Origin of the sequence: Pseudomonas sp. SJZ074 (genome assembly GCF_007828215.1) — a bacterium.
In the GTDB taxonomy this organism is placed as follows: domain Bacteria; phylum Pseudomonadota; class Gammaproteobacteria; order Pseudomonadales; family Pseudomonadaceae; genus Aquipseudomonas.
On sequence record NZ_VIUE01000030.1, the window covers coordinates 30,481 to 45,807 of the forward strand.

15 protein-coding genes are annotated in these 15,327 nt (G+C 62.2%); 6 read left to right on the top strand and 9 right to left on the bottom strand.

Annotated elements, in window-relative coordinates:
• Nucleotides 1-61 precede the first annotated feature (61 nt).
• The 4 genes from FBX99_RS24210 (at nucleotide 62) to FBX99_RS24225 (ending at nucleotide 3,418) form a co-directional block, all read left to right on the top strand.
• On the top strand, nucleotides 62-337 hold the full coding sequence (locus FBX99_RS24210) for a DUF493 domain-containing protein (protein ID WP_041024391.1): 276 nt from the start codon (nucleotides 62-64) through the stop codon (nucleotides 335-337).
• Entirely contained in the window at nucleotides 337-984 is a 648-nt protein-coding gene (gene lipB, locus FBX99_RS24215) for a lipoyl(octanoyl) transferase LipB (protein WP_144929860.1), read from the top strand. Before FBX99_RS24210 ends, lipB begins: the two co-directional genes overlap by 1 nt.
• 1 nt (nucleotide 985) lies before the next feature.
• Nucleotides 986-2,008 (top strand): lipoyl synthase, encoded by a 1,023-nt coding sequence (gene lipA, locus FBX99_RS24220; protein ID WP_144929861.1) that lies wholly within the window; start codon nucleotides 986-988, stop codon nucleotides 2,006-2,008.
• 459 nt (nucleotides 2,009-2,467) lie between these two features.
• Entirely contained in the window at nucleotides 2,468-3,418 is a 951-nt protein-coding gene (locus FBX99_RS24225; RefSeq protein WP_144929862.1) for an LD-carboxypeptidase, read from the top strand.
• A gap of 131 nt (nucleotides 3,419-3,549) precedes the next feature.
• On the opposite strand, the gene FBX99_RS24230 is transcribed toward FBX99_RS24225, so the two are convergent.
• The 5 genes from FBX99_RS24230 to leuS all read right to left on the bottom strand — a co-directional run bounded on the left by FBX99_RS24230 (nucleotide 3,550) and on the right by leuS (nucleotide 9,758).
• On the bottom strand, nucleotides 3,550-4,872 hold the full coding sequence (locus FBX99_RS24230) for a lytic murein transglycosylase (RefSeq protein WP_144929863.1): 1,323 nt from the start codon (nucleotides 4,870-4,872) through the stop codon (nucleotides 3,550-3,552).
• Between the two features lie 72 nt (nucleotides 4,873-4,944).
• The gene (gene arfA / locus FBX99_RS24235) at nucleotides 4,945-5,109 is read right to left on the bottom strand and encodes an alternative ribosome rescue factor ArfA (protein WP_145133151.1); all 165 of its coding nucleotides are present in this window, start codon (nucleotides 5,107-5,109) and stop codon (nucleotides 4,945-4,947) included.
• Nucleotides 5,110-5,378: 269 nt separating this feature from the next.
• Entirely contained in the window at nucleotides 5,379-6,416 is a 1,038-nt protein-coding gene (holA, locus tag FBX99_RS24240; protein ID WP_024780839.1) for a DNA polymerase III subunit delta, read from the bottom strand.
• Between the two features lie 39 nt (nucleotides 6,417-6,455).
• Nucleotides 6,456-7,061, bottom strand: a complete 606-nt coding sequence (gene lptE / locus FBX99_RS24245) for an LPS assembly lipoprotein LptE (protein ID WP_144929864.1) — start codon at nucleotides 7,059-7,061, stop codon at nucleotides 6,456-6,458.
• Nucleotides 7,062-7,151: 90 nt separating this feature from the next.
• Complete coding sequence (gene leuS, locus FBX99_RS24250; protein WP_145133153.1) at nucleotides 7,152-9,758, bottom strand: leucine--tRNA ligase; 2,607 nt, start codon at nucleotides 9,756-9,758, stop codon at nucleotides 7,152-7,154.
• 292 nt (nucleotides 9,759-10,050) lie between these two features.
• On the opposite strand from leuS, the gene FBX99_RS24255 reads away from it, so the two are divergent.
• A complete protein-coding gene (locus tag FBX99_RS24255) occupies nucleotides 10,051-10,371 on the top strand; it encodes a hypothetical protein (protein WP_144929866.1) in 321 nt (106 codons plus the stop codon).
• Nucleotides 10,372-10,486: 115 nt separating this feature from the next.
• Entirely contained in the window at nucleotides 10,487-11,251 is a 765-nt protein-coding gene (locus tag FBX99_RS24260) for a YdcF family protein (protein ID WP_145133156.1), read from the top strand.
• A gap of 49 nt (nucleotides 11,252-11,300) precedes the next feature.
• On the opposite strand, the gene lnt is transcribed toward FBX99_RS24260, so the two are convergent.
• From lnt to FBX99_RS24280, 4 genes are read right to left on the bottom strand one after another with little or no spacing between them, the layout of a single operon-like run.
• On the bottom strand, nucleotides 11,301-12,824 hold the full coding sequence (lnt, locus tag FBX99_RS24265) for an apolipoprotein N-acyltransferase (RefSeq protein ID WP_144929868.1): 1,524 nt from the start codon (nucleotides 12,822-12,824) through the stop codon (nucleotides 11,301-11,303).
• A gap of 27 nt (nucleotides 12,825-12,851) precedes the next feature.
• On the bottom strand, nucleotides 12,852-13,691 hold the full coding sequence (locus FBX99_RS24270) for an HlyC/CorC family transporter (RefSeq protein WP_024780845.1): 840 nt from the start codon (nucleotides 13,689-13,691) through the stop codon (nucleotides 12,852-12,854).
• A 40-nt stretch (nucleotides 13,692-13,731) separates the two neighbouring features.
• Nucleotides 13,732-14,190 carry an rRNA maturation RNase YbeY gene (gene ybeY / locus FBX99_RS24275; RefSeq protein ID WP_047702684.1) on the bottom strand — a complete coding sequence of 153 codons (459 nt, stop codon included), beginning with the start codon at nucleotides 14,188-14,190 and terminating at the stop codon, nucleotides 13,732-13,734.
• A complete protein-coding gene (locus tag FBX99_RS24280; RefSeq protein WP_144929869.1) occupies nucleotides 14,183-15,190 on the bottom strand; it encodes a PhoH family protein in 1,008 nt (335 codons plus the stop codon). The genes ybeY and FBX99_RS24280 overlap by 8 nt, the downstream gene beginning before the upstream one ends.
• Between the last annotated feature and the right edge of the window lie 137 nt (nucleotides 15,191-15,327).

Consider the following 15,327-nt stretch of genomic DNA (forward strand, 5'->3'; position numbering starts at 1 on the left):
GGCCCCGTTCCTGTCCGGTGCGGGGCCTTGTTCGTTTTCACGTCTACGAGGCCGTTACGCCATGACAGACTCAGAAGTAAAGGCGCCAAAGATCGAATTTCCCTGCAAGGACTATCCGATCAAAGTGATTGGCGACACCGGAGTGGGCTTCAAGGACAAGGTCGTTGCCATTCTGGAAAAACACGCCACCGTCGATCTCCTGACCCTGGCCGAGCGCCAGAGCAGCAACGGCAAGTACACGACGATCCAATTGCACATCGTTGCGACTGGCCAGGAGCAGCTGTACGACATCAATAGCGAGCTGCGGGCGACCGGCGTCGTGCACATGGTCTTGTGATGCCGGGCACGCTGGGCTTTCGCGAGCTGGGTCAGATGGCTTACGAGCCGGTCTGGCATGCCATGCAGCGCTTTACCAACGAACGAGGCAACACCGCCGAAGACGAAGTCTGGCTGGTGGAGCACCCGCCGGTGTTCACCCAGGGCCAGGCCGGCAAGGCCGAGCATCTGCTGCTGCCGGGGGATATTCCAGTGGTGAAGGTCGACCGGGGCGGGCAGGTGACTTACCATGGCCCCGGCCAGTTGGTTGCCTACCTGTTGCTGGACGTGCGCAAGCTGGGGTTCGGCGTGCGCGAGCTGGTAACGCGCATGGAAAGCTGCCTGATCGAGTTGCTGGCCAGCTACGGCGTCACGGCGCAGGCCAGGCCGGATGCGCCGGGGGTCTACGTCGACGGGGCGAAAATCGCCTCCCTGGGCCTGCGGATCCGCCACGGTTGTTCGTTTCACGGCCTGGCGTTGAACGTGGACATGGACCTTTCGCCGTTTCGACGGATTAATCCCTGTGGCTACGCGGGGCTGGCGATGACCCAGCTGCGCGATCACACAGGATCGATTGAATTTGCCGAGGTAAGTGCCCGGCTGCGCGCGCAGCTCGTCAAACACCTCGACTATGCTGAGCAGACGACCCTTACGGGCGGAATCGACTGATATGACTACTGATGCAGTGCAAACCATGATCCCGACGCAGGACGTTACCGAGCGTCCGGCCCCACGTGCCAAGGTCGAGGCCGGCGTCAAGCTGCGCGGCGCCGAGAAGGTTGCGCGCATCCCGGTCAAGATCATCCCGACCACCGAATTGCCGAAGAAGCCTGACTGGATCCGCGTGCGCATTCCGGTGTCCCCGGAAGTCGACCGTATCAAGGCCCTGCTGCGTAAGCACAAGCTGCACAGCGTCTGCGAAGAAGCCTCCTGCCCGAATCTGGGCGAGTGTTTCTCCGGCGGCACCGCGACCTTCATGATCATGGGCGACATCTGCACCCGTCGCTGCCCGTTCTGCGACGTCGGCCACGGCCGGCCGAAGCCGCTGGACGCAAGCGAGCCGGAAAACCTGGCCGTTGCCATTGCCGACCTGAAGCTCAAGTACGTGGTCATCACCTCGGTGGACCGCGATGACCTGCGTGACGGCGGTGCCCAGCACTTTGCCGATTGCATCCGTGAAATCCGCAAGCTGTCGCCGAACGTGCAACTCGAAACGCTGGTGCCGGACTACCGTGGTCGCATGGACATCGCTCTGGAGATCACCGCTGCCGAGCCGCCGGATGTGTTCAACCACAACCTGGAAACCGTGCCGCGCTTGTACAAAGCTGCGCGGCCGGGTTCGGACTACCAGTGGTCGTTGACCTTGCTGCAGCGCTTCAAGCAGATGATGCCGCACGTTCCGACCAAGTCTGGGCTGATGCTGGGCCTGGGGGAGACCGACGAAGAGGTTATCGAGGTCATGAAGCGCATGCGTGAGCATGACATCGATATGCTGACCCTGGGGCAGTATCTGCAGCCTTCGCGTAGTCACTTGCCGGTGCAGCGGTTTGTGCATCCGGATACCTTTGCCTGGTTTGCCGAGGAAGGGTACAAGATGGGCTTCAAGAATGTGGCTTCGGGGCCTTTGGTGCGGTCTTCGTATCATGCCGACGAACAGGCGAAACTGGTTAAGGCTGAGTTGTTGGGGTCTTGATTTAGCTTTGGGGTTTGGTGGGGTGGTGTGTATATCCGTTGCTGCGGTAACGGCTACTTAGGGTTCCGCCCTTACGGCGGCTTACTTTTTTTCAAACGCCAAAAAAAGTAAGCAAAAAAGGCTTGGCCCCACCACTCGGTGCCTCGCCTAGGCTCGGCATGCCCTCACTCCGACATTGCTCCGTGGGCCCGCCGCGAAGGGCCATCCATGGCCCAGCGCGGCTAACCCGGCATCCATGCCGGGTTGCCCACTACGCAATGCCTGCGTTCGGCCGTCGTGGTTAACGGGGCCTGAAGATCAAAAGCAAAAGCAAAAGCAAAAGCGAAGTGGTTTAGCTGATCTGTCTTTGAAGCGTACATGCTCCTCCTGTGGGAGCGAGCCTGCTCGCGATAGCGGTGGCTCTGTTTGCATGAAGCGACGGATCTGCACACCAATCAGACCCCACAGGGAACCCCACGAATGCCCCTTCACCCCATCCAGACCCTGTGCCCCCACCAACCTGTTCCGGCCTTGCCATCCGAAGGGCTGATCGGTGTGATCGCACCCGCCGGCCCGGCCCCGTTGGACACGGACAAGGCGGTGCAGTGGATGCGCGCCCGTGGTCATGAGCTACGGATATTCCCGGGGGTCTATGAGAAGGACGGTTACCTGGCCGGCAGCGACGATACGCGGCTCAACGACCTGCACGGGGCCTTCGCCGACTCTGAGGTCAATGCCATCATCTGCCTGCGTGGCGGCTACGGCACGCCCCGTCTGTTGGATCGTATCGACTTCGAGCTCTTGCGGTGCAACGCCAAACCTTTCGTCGGCTACAGCGATATCACTGCGCTGCACCTGGCTATCAGCCGTTACGCGGGCTTCGTCACCTTCCATGGACCGCTGCTCAATGCCGATCTCCTGGGCGACAAGGAGCCCTCGACGGTCACCTCGTTTTTCAGCCTGCTGCGTGGGCAGTTAAAGGTGGGCGATGTGCTGAGCCATCCAGATGCTTACCCCTTGACCACTGTCTGGTCTGGTACCGCCCATGGCCGCCTGCTGGGGGGCAACCTGTCGATCATTGCGGCGACTATGGGCACGCCTTATCAGATCGACGCCGAAGACGTGATCCTGTTCATCGAAGACGTCAACGAGCCGCTGTATCGGATCGACCGATTGCTGACCCAGCTACGGTTGGCGGGTACGTTGCAGAAGTTGCGCGCAGTTTTGGTGGGCGACGTTGCCGGGGTGGATGGCGAGGCGCTGAACCGGTTGCTCAGGCAGACCTTCGAGCCATTGCGGATCCCGGTGCTGTCCGGCTGGCGCAGCGGTCACTGCGATCCGAACCTGACCTTGCCCATGGGTGCATTGGTGAGTCTGGATGCGGGGGAGAAGAGGTTGGTGTTGGAGCAGGATGTGGTGACCACACGCTAATCATGTGTCGTCCGTGACTCAGTCTTCGCGAGCAAGCCCGCTCCCACAGGGATCGCATTCCTTCATGGAAACACGATCATCTGTGGGAGCGGGCTTGCTCGCGAAAGCGGCAGCGGCCATTAAGACAATCTTCAGCGGCTACGCAACGCCTCCAGCAGCTTGTGCGTCGGATACCCATCCGCCGGCCAGCCGAGCGATTGCTGGGCGCTGCGGATGGCTTTGCGGGTGTTGGCGCCGATGATGCCGTCGGGGTTGCCGGTGTCATAGTTGCGTGCGCTCAGCAGCGTTTGCAATTCGATACGTTCGCTGCGGCTCAGGGGCAGGTCGTCCTTGGGCCACTGGCCATAGACCAGCCCGCCGCCGCTGAAGCGCTCCGACAACAGCCCGACCGCCAATGCGTAGGATGACGAGTTGTTGTATTTGAGGATGGCGCGGAAGTTGTCGAACACCAGGAACGCCGGGCCTCGGTAGCCAGCCGGTAGCAGCAGTGCTGCTGGCAGTTGTCGGTCGCCCGGAGGAATCGGCATGCCGTCGTAGGTCGATACGCCCAACCGCATCCATTCGGAAAATGGCTTGCGAGTCGTGCCGTCGGCCAGGGAGTAGTCGAAGCCTTCTTTGAGCTCTACTTCGAACCCCCACGGCTGACCGCGTTGCCAGCCGGAGCTTTGCAGGTAATGCGCCGTGGAGGCCAGGGCGTCGGTGGAGCTGCCCCAGATGTCGCGACGGCCATCGCCGTCGAAATCCACCGCGTGGGTGTTGTACGTGGTGGGGATGAACTGGGTCTGGCCCATGGCGCCGGCCCAGGAACCAAGCATTTTTTCCGGGGTGATATCGCCCTGTTGCAGGATTTGCAGCGCGGCGATCAGTTGTGCGTGAGCAAAGCCCGGGCGCCGTCCTTCATAGGCCAGGGTCGCCAGGGAGTTGATGACGGACTTGGTGCCCTGGAACTGGCCAAAGTTGCTCTCCATGCCCCACACCGCCACCAGCGCCTGGCGATCGACACCGTAGCGCTGCTCGATGCTTTGCAGAATCTGGGTGTTCTGTTGAATCAGCGTCTTGCCTTTGTTGACCCGCAGCGGCGACAGCGCGCCATCGAGGTATTCCCACACAGGGCGGGTGAATTCCGGCTGGCTGCGATCGGCCTTGATCACGCTCATGTCGGGGCTCACACCGATAAAGGCGCGATCGAACAGGTCGGCACGGATACCGGCGGCCAGTGCTTCCTTGCGAAAGCCGGCCTGCCATTCGGCGAAGGTCTGGGTCGGGACGATGTCCAGGTTTTCACCGGTAGGCACTACGGGCGGCACCACGGCCGGGGCGGTCACTGCAGGAACGGTCTGGAGCGGTTGGGCATCGGCGGCGGTGGGTTTTTCTGCGCAGGCGACAAGCAGTGCGAAGCTTGTGGCGGCCATCAATTGGCGCAGTGGCCAGCGGCGGGTAAGACAAAAGGGCATGCAGGGGTCCAGAAATGCAAATCAGGTGCTGACCTTATCATGGGCAGGGTGTAAAGGGCTTGTCCGGATGTTTCAAGCAGCCAGAAAGCAAGAAGCCTCCCAGTTGTCAGACTGGAAGGCTTCGCGGCGGTAGCTGCCTTTGCCCTTGGCGGGTCGTTCCTGACGGCTGCGGAACAGGGGCTGGGCGATGATGGACTTGGCCTTGTTGGGGCCATGCCTGGATGGCTTTTTGCTCATGGTGGATCTCTCGTGGGGGTGGTTTGCGGGGCAAATCATGGGACAGAGTTGGGGGGTTGTCCAGTCCCGGCAGCGTGCTTCAATTGTCAGTAAGTCGTACAAAGTTGTGGCGAGGGGATTTATCTGTGGCGAGGGGATTTATCCCCGTTGGGACGCGAAGCGTCCCCATTCGAACTGTCTGATACACCGCAGTGGCAGGTTTCAGGTCTGCTGCGCAGCCCAGCGGGGATAAATCCCCTCGCCACAAAGGCATCTGGCAGAGCGGTGGGTTATTCGGCAGGCAGCGCCAGCCGCTGCCCGGCCATCAGCAGGGACAAGCGACTGAGGCTCATCCACGGCGATCCGGCGGCCTGGCCCTTGATCTGTGCGTCGATGCGCTGGGCCTCCAGCAGCAATTGCGCCCAGCGCGGGGCTGAATAGCGTTGCAGCGCCTTGCTCATCAGCGGCTTGCGCTTGTCCCACACGGGCGGACGGGCCTGGCTGAAGGCTTTGTCCAGCGGTACACCCTGGCTGTATTGCAATGACAGGTTCGCCAGCAGGCGCAGTTCCCGGGCCAGGGCCCAGAGGATCACCGGCGGCTCGACGCCTTCGCCGCGCAGGCCTTCGAGCATGCGCAGGGCGTGGGCGGCTTCGCCGTTGAGGATCGCATCGGTCAAGCCGAAGACGTCGAAACGCGCGCTGTCGGCCACGGCGGCTTGTACCGTTTCCACGGTGATCTGGCCGCCCTCGGCCATGAGCTTGAGTTTCTCGATTTCCTGGGCGGCAGCCAGCAGGTTGCCTTCGACCCGGGCGGCGATCAGCTCCACCGCATCCTGGCTGGCCGACAGCCCGGCCTGGGACAGGCGTTGGCGGATCCAGCTCGGCAGTTGGCTGACGTCCACCGGCCAGATCTGCACGAACTGGGTCTGCGGGCCTTCGACCAGCGCCTTGCCCCATTTGGTCTTTTGCGCGCTGCCGTCGAGTTTCGGCAGGCTGATGAGCAGCACCGTGTCCTCGGCCGGCCTCGAGCAGTACTCGATCAGCGCGGCGGCGCCCTTGTCACCGGGTTTGCCCGAAGGCAAGCGCAGTTCCAGGAGGCGCTTTTCGGCGAACAGCGACATGCTCGCCCCGGCCTGCAGCAACGTGCCCCAATCGAAACTGGCGTCGGCAGCGAACACCTGGCGTTCGTCAAAGCCTTGCTGGCGGGCGGCGGAGCGAATGGCGTCGGCGGCTTCCTGGCACAACAGCGGGTCATCGCCACTGATGACATAGACCGGCGCCAGAGCGCCTTGCAGGTGTTTGCCGAGTTGGGCGGGGGCGAGCTTCATAAGAGCGGGCATGTGGGGCGCCGAAGCGCCTCACTAAGCTTATTCAGCCGGGATTTGCATGGGCGACTGTTGCGGGGTTTCCGCCTCAGCCTTGCGTGCCGCTTCCAGCGCCTCGGCTTCAGCCTTGGCCTTGGCGTCGGCGGTCTGTTGCAGCTGTTCCAGCTGGCTCGGGCTCAGCTGTTGCAGGCGCAGCATCATGCGCTGGACCAGGTCGCGACGCATTTCCTCGCGTACCTCGGTCGACTCCTGGTCGGAACCTGTGATGTTGTTGCCGTCGTGCAGGTAGACCTTCTGCACCTGCAACTTGTCGTCCAGCAGCACCAGGCCGTTCCGACCGCGGATCTCATAGCTCAGCACGCTGTTCAATTCGTACTCGGCCGAACGACCGGCGCCGGCGTAGCTCAGGCTGCGCTGGGTTTGTTGTTCACGGGTCAGCACCAGCTTGTAGGGCGCACCGCTATAGACTTTCACCCCGCTGTTCTCCAGCGTCTCGCGCAGCATCTTCACGGTGCTGCCGTAGGCGTCGCGTGCGCTGAGATCCAGTTCATTGATGGCCAGCTCGGTGGTGCCGGTGCCGCGCAGCTGGAAGCCGCAGGCGCTCAGCAGGACCGTCAGGCACATGACCAGCAGATTACGTTTCATCATCTTGTTGCTCCCCTTGAAACCTATGGGCCGGCAGTGCGGCCCCGGCAGGTCATATTCGGCGCCTGGTCCATGACCGGGCGCCCGATCCAATTAGCTTGCGACGATGTTGACCAGTTTGCCGGGCACGACGATCACTTTACGGATCGTCAGGCCATCGACGAAGCGCAGCACGTTTTCATTGGTCCGTGCGGCCGCTTCGACTTCTTCGCGCGTTGCAGTGGCCGGCATGTCGATCTGACCGCGCAGCTTGCCGTTGACCTGGATGACCAGGGTCAGGCTGTCCTGCACCAGCGCGCTTTCATCCACCACCGGCCAGCCGGCGTCGATCACCGGAGAAGCGTGGCCCAGTTGGTTCCACAGTTCATGGCTAATGTGCGGTGTGATCGGAGCCAGCAACAGCGTCACGGCTTCCAGGCCTTCGTGAACCAGCGCGCGATCCTGTTCGGTCGCCTGCGCGGCTTTCTCCAGCACGTTCATCAGCGTCATCACCTGGGCGATGGCGGTGTTGAATTTGTGGTTCTGGCCGACATCATGGCTGGCCTGCTTGATGGCCAGGTGGATCGAGCGGCGAATGGCCTTCTGTTCGTCGTTCAGGCTCGCGACGTCCAGTTTGCCTGGCAGGCCTTGGACGACGTGAGCCTGGGCCAGGCGCCAGACACGCTTGAGGAAACGGTGCGAACCCTCGACGCCGGAGTCGGACCACTCCGCGCTCATGTCAGGTGGCGAGGCGAACATCATGAACAGGCGGCAGGTGTCTGCGCCGAACTGGTCGATCATCGACTGCGGATCGACGCCGTTGTTCTTCGACTTGGCCATCTTCTCGGTGCCACCGATCTCCACCGGCAGGCCGTCTGCGATCAGCTTGGCGCTGATGACCTTGGCCTTGCTGTCGCGTTCGAGTTCGACATCGGCCGGGTTGAACCAGGTGTAGGCACCGTTGGCTTCGCGACGGTAGTAGGTTTCGGCTACCACCATGCCCTGGGTCAGCAGATTCTTGAACGGCTCGTTGGAGCTCACCAGGCCTTCGTCACGCATCAGCTTGTGGAAGAAGCGCGCATAGAGCAGGTGGAGGATGGCGTGTTCGATGCCGCCGATGTACTGATCCACCGGCAACCAGTGGTCGGCGGCGGATTTTTCCACCAGGCCGCCTTCATAGTGCGACGAGGCGTAGCGGGCGTAGTACCACGAGGACTCGACGAAGGTATCCATGGTGTCGGTTTCACGCTTGGCCGGAGCGCCGCATTTCGGGCAGTTGCACTCGTAGAATTCGGGCATGCGCGCAAGGGGCGAGCCGGCGCCGTCGGGAACGACGTCTTCCGGCAGGACCACGGGCAATTGATCTTCCGGTACCGGTACGTCACCACAGGTAGCGCAATGCACGATCGGGATCGGGCAGCCCCAGTAACGCTGGCGGCTGATGCCCCAGTCGCGCAGGCGGAACTGGGTGCGGGAAGCACCCAGGTTTTTCTTGATCAGGGCCACTTCGATGGCGTCGAACGCGCCGGCGAAATCCAGGCCGTCGAATTCACCGGAGTTGATCAGCTCGCCGTGTTCGCCATAGGCGTCCTGCCAGGGGGCCGGGGTCTGGTCACCGGCGCTGGTGCGGACCACGGTCTTGACCGGCAGGTTGTACTTGTGGGCGAACTCGAAATCGCGCTCGTCGTGGGCAGGTACCGCCATGACGGCGCCATCGCCGTAGTGCATCAGCACGTAGTTGGCGACCCACACCGGGAGTTTTTCGCCGGTCAGTGGGTGCTCGACGAACAGTGAGGTCGGTACACCTTTCTTTTCCTGGGTGGCGACGTCGGCTTCGGCGACGCTGCCGCCCTTGCATTCGGCGATGAACGCCTGCAGCGCGGGGTCGTTCTGCGCCGCCAGGGTCGCCAGCGGATGCTCGGCGGCCACGGCCACGTAGGTGGCGCCCATCAGGGTGTCCGGACGGGTGGTGAAGACCTTCAGGGTACCGGCCTCGCCGATGGAGGCGACGTCGTAGGGGAACTGCACTTCCATGCCCCGGGACTTGCCGATCCAGTTGCGCTGCATGGTCTTGACCTGCTCGGGCCAGCCGGTCAGTTCGTCGAGGCTCTCCAGCAGTTCATCCGCGTAGGCGGTGATCTTGAAGTAGTACATCGGGATTTCGCGCTTTTCGATCAGCGCGCCGGAGCGCCAGCCGCGACCGTCGATCACCTGCTCGTTGGCCAGTACGGTCTGGTCCACCGGGTCCCAGTTCACGGTGCCGTTCTTGCGGTAGATCACGCCTTTTTCGAACAGGCGGGTGAACAGCCATTGTTCCCAGCGGTAGTAGTCGGGCTTGCAGGTGGTGACTTCCCGGGACCAGTCCACCGCCAGGCCCAGGCTGCGCAGCTGGGATTTCATGTAGGCGATGTTTTCGTAGGTCCACTTGGCGGGCGCCACGTTGTTCTTCATCGCGGCGTTTTCCGCCGGCATGCCGAAGGCGTCCCAACCCATGGGTTGCAGGACGTTCTTGCCTTGCATGCGCTGGTAGCGGGAAATCACGTCGCCGATGGTGTAGTTGCGCACGTGCCCCATGTGCAGCTTGCCGCTGGGGTAAGGGAACATCGACAGGCAGTAGTAGGTTTCCTTGCCTGGCTGTTCACTGACTTCAAAGGACTTTTGCTCGTCCCAGAACGACTGGGCGGCGGCTTCGATTTCACGGGGCTGATAGTGTTCGTGCATGGCTACTTTTGTACTGAATGGGGTGGCCCAATCCTCTTCGTTGCCATGCTGGACGCAGACGACGCCGAATACGGCGCTTTCGATGCCCAGCGGAGCTGGAAGTGGAGTTACAGGAAGCGCCGTAGCATACATGACCGCGCTCGGCGGAGGGAAACCCTGATTGCGTGTCGGGCAGTGTCGACAGCCGGCGGTGCCGGGCGTTCAGGGCCGTTGGTCGCGGCGTCCTGTCGGTTTGCCCAGCGAAGCTAAGCTTCTGAGTGGGGAGTGAGTCTTATCTTCAATGAGGTGAGGGATGGTTGAATCACAACGAGAAGTCGCTACACCGGAGTTGTATGAAAAGCTGATCGATCGTCTCGGGGTGGCCCTGGACGCTGCAAGAACCGCCGGACGCTTGCGTGATGAACGTCCGGCAGAGCTGGAACTGCGTGGCTTGAGCCCCGCAGAGTTCGAACTGGTCAGGGCTTACCTCGAACAGGTCGGACATCAGGCCCGCACAAGCGGGGCCCAGGTACTCCAGCGTCTTGATGCGCCCCGTTCGGCCAAGGTTGTCTGGCTCAAGGATCGGACGCCCGACAAGGATGCTGTAAAAGTCCGGTCGCTACAGTTCAAGTAAAGCCGGATTCACGCGTTGCGCTTTTTTGGTCCAAGCTTTTGATTCAGGTTTCTTTCGAATCAGTTGTCGCTTTGCGTCAACCCACCTAGGCTTCGGGCATCTCTGGAGATGCCCGATGCCATTTCGCTATTTCATCAAACAATTGCTACTGCCGCCCGGCATTCTTTTGCTGCTGTTGGTGCTTGCCTGGTGGTGGCGCAATTCCCGGCCGCGCCTGGCGCGCCTGTGTTTTATCGTCGGCTTGGGCGGTTTCTGGCTGATGAGCCTGCCCGTGGTGGTGCAATGGGGCGCCAAGGCGCTGGAGCGTCAGCCGCCACTGTCTCGCAGTGAATGGGCGACCCTGGCCCAGCGTGCCGATGCCATCGTGATACTGGGTTCGGGCCGTGAGCGTGGCGACCTGGCCTGGGGCGCCGCCGACCAGCCCACCGGTGTCGGCCTGGAGCGCCAGCGTTATGCGGCGCGGTTGGCCAAGGCATCAGGGTTGCCGGTGCTGGTGACCGGTGGTTTGCACTATGGCACCCCGCCCAGTGAAGCGAAGTTGATGGCCGATTCGATGTTGGATGATTTTGGCGTCACTGTGCGTTGGCAAGAGGGGCTCAGCCGTACCACTTGGGAAAACGCGCAGATGAGCGCCGGGATCCTCCACCCGGAAGGGATCCGTCGCGTCGTGGTGGTGACCCAGGCTTGGCATATGCCAAGGGCGGTCTGGAGTTTCGAGCGTGCCGGGTTTGAAGTACTGCCGGCGCCGGTGGGCTTCCTGGGACAGGACAACGCCCGGCCGCTGGGCGGTTGGATGCCGGAGTTCAAGTCGATCTGGCAGTCCGGGCAATTGCTGAATGAGGCGGTGGGGTTGCTGGGGTATTGGGTGTTTTACCGCTGAGGTGTTACCGGATCATTCCCACGCTCCTGCGTGGGAACGATCAAAAACCTTAAACGGTCTTGGCGATCCTGCTGGTCACCAACGCCCAACCCAGCAGCAACACACACAGGATGATCAACGGCCACGACCGCCATTGCAGATACGGCGTCAATTCGTGCATCGGCACCACTTCGCCGTACAGGATGCCGCGTTCGAATTGCGGGATCCGCGCGGTGATCTGACCGAAGGGGTTGATCAGGCCGGTCACGCCGTTGTTGGTGGCGCGAATCATCCAGCGACCGGCTTCGAGGGCGCGCATCTGGGCCATTTGCAAGTGCTGCAGCGGGCCGATCGAGGTACCGAACCAGGTGTCATTGCTGATGGTCAGCAGCAGGTCGCTGCGGGCCGAGAGGCCGGCGGCAAACTCCGGGTACACCACTTCATAGCAGATGAACGGCGCAATCTGGTAACCCTTGGCCTGCAGCAACGGCTGATCGGCCGGCCCCCGGGCGAAGTCCGACATGGGCAGGTCGAAGAAGGCGATCAGCCCGCGCAACAGGTCCTGCAGGGGCACGTACTCGCCGAACGGCACCAGTTTCTGCTTCAGGTAAGTACCGTCGCCTTCGCCGGTCACGGTGATGCCATTGAAGTAGCGTTTCTCATGCCTTACCAGTTGGCGAATCGGTACGCCGGTGATCAACGCCGAATGCCGCTCGGCAGCGAAACTGCCCATCATGTCCAGGTAGCCCTGGGCAGAGTCCTTGAGCACCGGGACCGCGGTTTCCGGCCAGATCAGCAAGTCGACGCGCTTGGAGGTAAAGCTCATATCGCGATACAGCGCCAGTTGAGCATTGAGCTGCTCGGGATCCCACTTCATGCTCTGTTCGATGTTGCCCTGGATGGCGGCAACGCTGAGCGGGTTGCCCGAGGGGCTGGTCCAGGCATGGCCCTTGAGCGCCATGCCGGCTGCCCATGGGCCGATCAGCAGGCCCACGCCCGCCGCGATAAAGCCCTTGCGTCCGGTGCGGATCAGGCGAGGGGCGTTGTACAGCAGCGCGGCAGTCAGGGCCAGGGTAAAGGAAATCAGCCACATCCCACCCACCGGCGCGAGACCGGCCAAGGGGCCGTCAAGCTGGCTATAACCGGAATAGAGCCATGGAAAGCCGGTGAGGAACCAACCGCGAAAGGCTTCCTGGCCCAACCACAGTGCGGCGAATGCCAAGGCGTCGGCCAACGGGGCTTCGTTACGGCGCAGCCAGCGCGCCCACAGCCAGGCGGGCAGGGCGAAAAACCAGGCGATGGCGGCCACGAACAGCAACATCAACAGCCCGGCGAGCAGTACCGAGGCGCCGCCGAAATTATGGATGCTGACGTAGATCCAACTGGTGCCGGCGCCAAACAGGCCAAAACCGAAGCACCAGCCCCGACCCAGGGCCTGGCGCGGCGAGAGTTCGCGCAACCCGGCATAGAACAGCCCGACGGCCAGCAGTGCCAGCGGCCATATATCGAATGGCGCCAGGGCCAGGGTGGTGATCGCACCGGCCGCCACGGCCAGCAGGTTACCGGGCCAGCCGGGGCGGGTTATCCAGCGCATGTGTATCCTTAGCGGGTCTCGCAGGGGTTAACGGCCAATGGGTGACAGGCGCAACAGGTGGATCCGGCGGCTGTCGGCGTTCAGGATGCGGAAGCGCCACGAGCCGATTTCCGTGGTTTCGTTGCGCTTGGGCAGGTGTCCGAATGCGCTCATCACCAGGCCGCCGACGGTGTCGAACTCGTCGTCGGAGAATTGGCTGTCGAAGAATTCGTTGAAGTTCTCGATCGGCGTCAGGGCCTTGATCAGGAAGTCGCCGCTGGGCAGCGGCTTGATGTAGCTGTCTTCCTCGACATCGTGCTCGTCCTCGATGTCACCGACGATCTGCTCGAGCACGTCCTCGATGGTGACCAGCCCGGCCACGCCGCCGTACTCGTCGATGACGATGGCCATATGGTTGTGGTTGGCGCGGAACTCACGCAGCAGCACGTTCAGGCGCTTGGACTCGGGCACGAAGGTGGCCGGGCGCAGCAAGTCCTTGATATTGAAACTGTCGCCGTTCTCTTGGAGGATCAGCGGCAACAGATCCTTGGCCAGTAGCACGCCCATGACGTCGTCATGGCTCTCGCCGATCACCGGGTAGCGCGAATGGGCGGAGTCGACCACGGCAGGCAGGAATTCGCGGGGTGTCTGGGTCGCCTTGATGCTGACCATCTGCGAGCGCGGCACCATGATGTCCCGTACTTGCAGGTCTGCGACCTGGATGGCGCCTTCGACGATGGCCAGCGCTTCGCTGTCCAGCAGCTTGTTCTGGTGTGCATCGCGCAGCAGCTCCAGCAGCTCCTGGCGGTTTTTCGGCTCATGGGCAAAAGCCTGGGTGAGCTTGCCCAGCCATGACTTCTGCCCGTTGCTCGATCGATCTTCGCTCATAGCGATTACTCTGAATCCTTTGTCGTTACAGGTTGATGTATCAGTGCTCGTCGCCGGCGTAGGGGTCGGCATGACCCAGCTCTGCAAGCAACGTTCGTTCCAGTGCTTCCATTTCTTCGGCTTCGTCATCTTCGATATGGTCGTAACCAAGCAGATGTAAGCAGCCGTGAATGACCAGATGGGCCCAGTGGGCCTCGGAAGGTTTGCCTTGTTCCGTGGCTTCGCGCTCCACCACCGGGACGCAGATCACCAGATCCCCCAGCAGCGGGATGTCGAGCAGTTCGTCGGGCACGTCGGCGGGGAAGGACAGTACGTTGGTCGCGTAGTCTTTCTGCCGCCAGGTATGGTTCAGCTCCCGACCTTCGGGTTCGTCCACCAGGCGGATCGTCAGCTCCGAATCGGCGCTGCGTTGGCGCAGGGCCAGTTCGCACCACTGGCGGAACTGGACTTCGCTGGGGACGGCATGTGCGCTGGCCAGTTGCAGGTCAAGTTCAAGCATCTTGGCGGCTGCCTTTGCTTTCGTGCAGGTCCTCGGCGCGCTGCTCGAAGCGCTCGTAGGCTTCGACGATGCGTTGCACCAATGGATGGCGCACGACGTCCTTGGGCAGGAAATGCGTGAAACTGATACCCGGCACGTCCTTGAGCACCTGGATCACGTGGTTCAGCCCGGACTTGGTGCCGCGGGGCAGGTCGACCTGTGTGATGTCCCCGGTGATGACGGCGGTGGAACCGAAACCTATCCGGGTCAGGAACATCTTCATTTGTTCGACGGTGGTGTTCTGGCTTTCGTCGAGGATGATGAAGCTGTTGTTCAGGGTCCGGCCACGCATGTAGGCCAGCGGCGCGACCTCGATGACCTGGCGTTCGATCAGCTTGGCGACGTATTCGAAGCCGAGCATTTCATACAGCGCGTCATAGAGCGGGCGCAGGTACGGGTCGATTTTCTGGGTCAGGTCGCCGGGCAGGAAGCCGAGTTTTTCCCCGGCTTCGACCGCCGGGCGCACCAGCAGGATGCGTCGCACCTGCTCGCGCTCCAGGGCATCGACTGCGCAGGCCACGGCCAGGTAGGTCTTGCCCGTACCGGCCGGGCCGATACCGAAATTGATATCGTTGCCGAGGATTTCCTTCACGTAGCGTTGCTGATTCAAGCCGCGAGGGCGAATCATGCCTTTCTTCGTGCGCAGGGCCACGGCAGGTTCCGCCGGGGCGTGGTTGTCGAGCTCTTCGAGGGCCGATTCCTGCAGGAACAGGTGGACAGTGTCCGGCGATAGCTCGCTTCCCTTGGTTTCCCGGTAGAGGCGGCGCAGCAGGTTTTCCGCGGAGGTGGTGTGCTTGGGTTCGCCGATCAGCTCGAACTGGTTTCCGCGGTTGCGGATCTCGATGGCCAGGCGCTGTTCGATCAAGCGCAGATGCTCGTCGAATTGCCCGCACAGATTGGCGAAGCGGCGAGCCTCAAAGGGCTCCAGAATGAAACGATGGGGTTCGATGGGTGCGTTCAAGGTCGTTTTTAGCCGCCCAGGGGCAATTGAGATGAAATCAAGGATAACGCCAGTAGGCTGGGTGCGAAAGCTCTGTAAGCGGCGACGATCTGATTTTGGCGACCGGCGCAGTCCCTGTGGGAGCGGGCTTGCTCGCG